Origin of the sequence: Testudinibacter sp. 'clade 2' (assembly GCF_006227735.1) — a bacterium.
GTDB lineage: Bacteria > Pseudomonadota > Gammaproteobacteria > Enterobacterales > Pasteurellaceae > Chelonobacter.
In genome coordinates this window covers 1-3,432 of the sequence record NZ_VDHB01000208.1, presented here as the reverse complement: position 1 = coordinate 3,432, position 3,432 = coordinate 1, and the positions used below count along the sequence as shown (strand labels likewise).

4 protein-coding genes are annotated in these 3,432 nt (G+C 34.1%); all 4 read left to right on the top strand.

Features of this window, described 5'->3' with window-relative positions:
- Positions 1–346 (top strand): TRAP transporter small permease subunit (locus FHQ30_RS12655; protein WP_139625188.1); only part of this gene is annotated, 346 nt, incomplete at its 5' end.
- A 3-nt stretch (positions 347–349) separates the two neighbouring features.
- The gene (locus tag FHQ30_RS12650) at positions 350–1,639 is read left to right on the top strand and encodes a TRAP transporter large permease (protein ID WP_139625187.1); all 1,290 of its coding nucleotides are present in this window, start codon (positions 350–352) and stop codon (positions 1,637–1,639) included.
- A gap of 35 nt (positions 1,640–1,674) precedes the next feature.
- Positions 1,675–2,727 carry a TRAP transporter substrate-binding protein gene (locus FHQ30_RS12645; protein WP_139611269.1) on the top strand — a complete coding sequence of 351 codons (1,053 nt, stop codon included), beginning with the start codon at positions 1,675–1,677 and terminating at the stop codon, positions 2,725–2,727.
- Positions 2,728–2,806: 79 nt separating this feature from the next.
- Positions 2,807–3,432, top strand: a 626-nt coding sequence (locus FHQ30_RS12640) for an aldose epimerase family protein (protein WP_500692272.1), incomplete at its 3' end; no start/stop codon positions are given.

Sequence of the window (3,432 nt, the reverse complement as noted above, 5' to 3'; positions counted from 1 at the left end):
GATATACATGACGTACTTATGTATGCCTTTTATTTATCTAAAGGATAAAAATATTGCGATGACATTTCTGCTGGAAAAAGCACAAGGAAATAGATTTTTTCATGTTTTAATGATGTTGATACATATTTTTGCATTAGTGACAATATTAATTTGGATCTACTTCGGATGGAATTTCTTTTTAAGAGGAAATGTGATGGCAAATAGCTTGTCTTTTAAAATGTATTATATTTACATTATGCCTCCAGTGCTATTTTCAATAACTCTATTATCTGTTTTTCAAAAAATTATTAGTGAGCTTAATAACTTTATCAGTTTCGAAAAAATTGATGAGAATAAGGGAGTGTAATGTATGGTTTCGCCAATTTTTGTTGTCTATTTTCTTATTCTTCTATTGGTTGGAGTACCGGTTTTATTTGCATTAGGATTATCTCCTGCAATAGCCTTATTTCAGGATGATAAAGTTCTATTTATCAATATGCTTTATCAGAGACTTTATTCAGGATTAGATAGCTTCTTATTATTAGCTTTGCCATTTTTTATGCTCGCCGGTGAGTTTATGGTGAGTGGAGGAATAACGACTCGAATTATCACATTTTCCCAAACAATGGTGCGACATATGCGCGGTGGTTTAGGGCATGTCGTTATTTTGGCCTCAACACTTTTTGGAGCATTAACAGGATCTGCGGTCGCCGCTACATCGGCTATTGGTAATATGCTAATACCGGAGATGGTCCGCTATAAATATGATCGTACTTATGCGGCAGCTCTGACAGCAGCTGCTACCGTTTTAGGAACAATTATTCCGCCAAGTGGGATAATGTTAATATATGCATTTGTAATGAATACTTCTGTCGCAGCCATGTTTATGGGAGGTGTTGTTCCTGGAATTATCCTATGTATAGGTCTAATGCTTGTAAACCGGGTTCAAATGAAGAAATATCCCGAAGTTGAGCAATTTGAGCGAGCAACGAGAACAGAACGTGTAGCTGGCTTAAAATTGGCAATCTTACCATTATTTACTCCGATTATTATATTAGGGGGAATTTATGGCGGGATTTTTACACCGACAGAAGCTGCAGCAGTAGCCGTATTCTATGCACTAATCCTCTCTGTATGGATAATGAAAAACCTAAAACTTAAGGAAGTTTTTCCAATGGTTGCAAGAGTGGGAGTTAATGCGGCTGCAATACTTATTATAGTTGCTGCTGCAAGTGGCTTCGCTTCTGCAGTGAGCCTATCTGGTGTCGCTAAAGAAATAACTTCTTTTTTATATTCAATAACTGACAATAAATACATACTTATCTTTATCATTAATATTTTCTTATTTATTGTTGGAATGTTTCTTGATGCTGGCCCGGCTATATTAATTTTTGCCCCAATCTTAGCTCCAATTATGACTAATGTCGGTATTGATCCTGTCCATTTCGGTGTGGTAGTGGTTTCTAATTTATCAATTGGACTTGCCACTCCGCCTATGGGATTAGTTCTCTTTGTGGCTTCTGGAGTATCAGGTGTCCCCTTGCAAAAAATTTCAAAAGCAATATTACCTTTCTTATTTGTAGAGTTTTTTATTATATTTCTTATTTCATTTTTCCCTGCATTAGTGATTGGCTTACCTAAACTATTAGGGTTAATGTAGTGTTTTAATCTAAACTTTATACAAAGGAGTTTCTCATGAAATTGAAAAAAATTGTAGCAAATTCTCTATTAATGTTATCTGTATCAGTCATAGCTCAAGCAGCGAATTATAAAATTACAGTACCAATTGTAACTAATCCTGATAGTTATAACTATCAGTCACTACTAGTATTTAAAAATATAGCAGAATCTCACTCTAATGGTGAAATTACGGTGGATATTTATCCAAGTGGCCAATTATGTGGCAATGCAAAAGAATGCCTTGCTGGGGTGCAATCAGGAATGTTTGATTATTTCCAAACTACTGTTCCAGAACTAGCTTATTATTGGAAACCTATGGAAGGTTTTGATCTGCCGTATTTGTTACCGAATGATAGGGTTGCTGAATGCGTATATGATGATAAAGATTTTATGCACGATGTTAGAGAAAATGTTTTAAAACAAACTAATGGCCTAAGATTAATGATGATTTCAAACTCTGGAGGATGGCGAAATATTGCGACAACTAAGAAAGAAGTTCATAGTCCGGAAGATGTAAAAGGATTGAAATTAAGAACCGTACCCGCAGCGATTCAACAAAAGTTAGTAACCGCGTTAGGAGGATCCCCAACTCCAATTGCATGGCCTGAAGTTTATACGGCATTATCTACAGGAATGGTTGATGGAACTAAAAATGGCATTGTAGATATTGTTCAAATGAAATTTCATGAAAGTTTAAAATATATTATTTTAGATGGTCATGCGTATATGGGTGGGGCGTGGATTATGAATAATGATAAGTTTAATTCAATGCCTGATAATCTGAAAAAGGTCATTGTTGATGCGGTTTCTGCACAAAATCAATATTTGAGATCCTATCCAAAATGGAAAGAGTATGATGCTTATGAGGAGTTTAAAAAGGCTGGCGGGAAAATCTATAATCCAACCGATAAAGAAAAAGAAGCATTCAAAACAATGTCTGCATCTGTGACAGATAATTATATTAAAGAAAGTAATGAAGAAAGCAAGAAGTGGTTAGAACGGTTTGAAAATGTAGTTAAGGCTTGTGAAATCAGAATTGCTGAAGAAGATAAATCTGCTTTGCAATAATATACTAATCAAGGGGATGGCGTAATGTATATTATAATATACAGCCATTCCCAATTTTATTTATTTCGAGGGAGATTGCATGGAAGTCTTGGTTAATGATTTTGGTGTATTGGATGGGGAGCTTGTTGATTTAATTACATTAACTAATAATAACGGAATGAGTATTAGTGTTACTAATTATGGATGTATCCTTACTGCAATTAAAGTTAAGGATTTAAATGGAAATATTGATAATGTCGTTTTAAGCTATGATTCATTTGATAAATATTATGAAGGCCATCCATTTTTTGGTGCTGTGGTTGGTCGCTTTGCAAATCGCATAAGAAATGGTGAATTTAAATTAAATGGGAAAGGTTACAAGCTAGAACAAAATGAAGCAATTACAGGTAATCATATTCATGGGGGTGTTAGGGGATTTGATAAATATATTTGGAAGTATGATATTGAAAAAAACTTTGAATCTATAATGATTCATTTTCATAGGCTGTCAGTTGATGGAGAGTCGGGTTATCCTGGTAATTTAGATGTGATTCACACGATAGGATTAGATGAAAGTAATCAAGTGCACTTTTATTTTCGAGCAACAACGGATAGTACAACTATTTTAAATTTAACAAACCATAGTTACTATAATTTATCAGGGCTTGGAAATGGAAATATTCTTGGTCATAAATTAAAAGTATATAGTGATTTTTATCTTCCAAC

Excerpts from the sequence above, each read along its gene's own strand:
- FHQ30_RS12650 (WP_139625187.1), top strand. The coding sequence starts at position 350 with ATGGTTTCGCCAATTTTTGTTGTCTATTTTCTTATTCTTCTATTGGTT.
- FHQ30_RS12645 (WP_139611269.1), top strand. The coding sequence starts at position 1,675 with ATGAAATTGAAAAAAATTGTAGCAAATTCTCTATTAATGTTATCTGTA.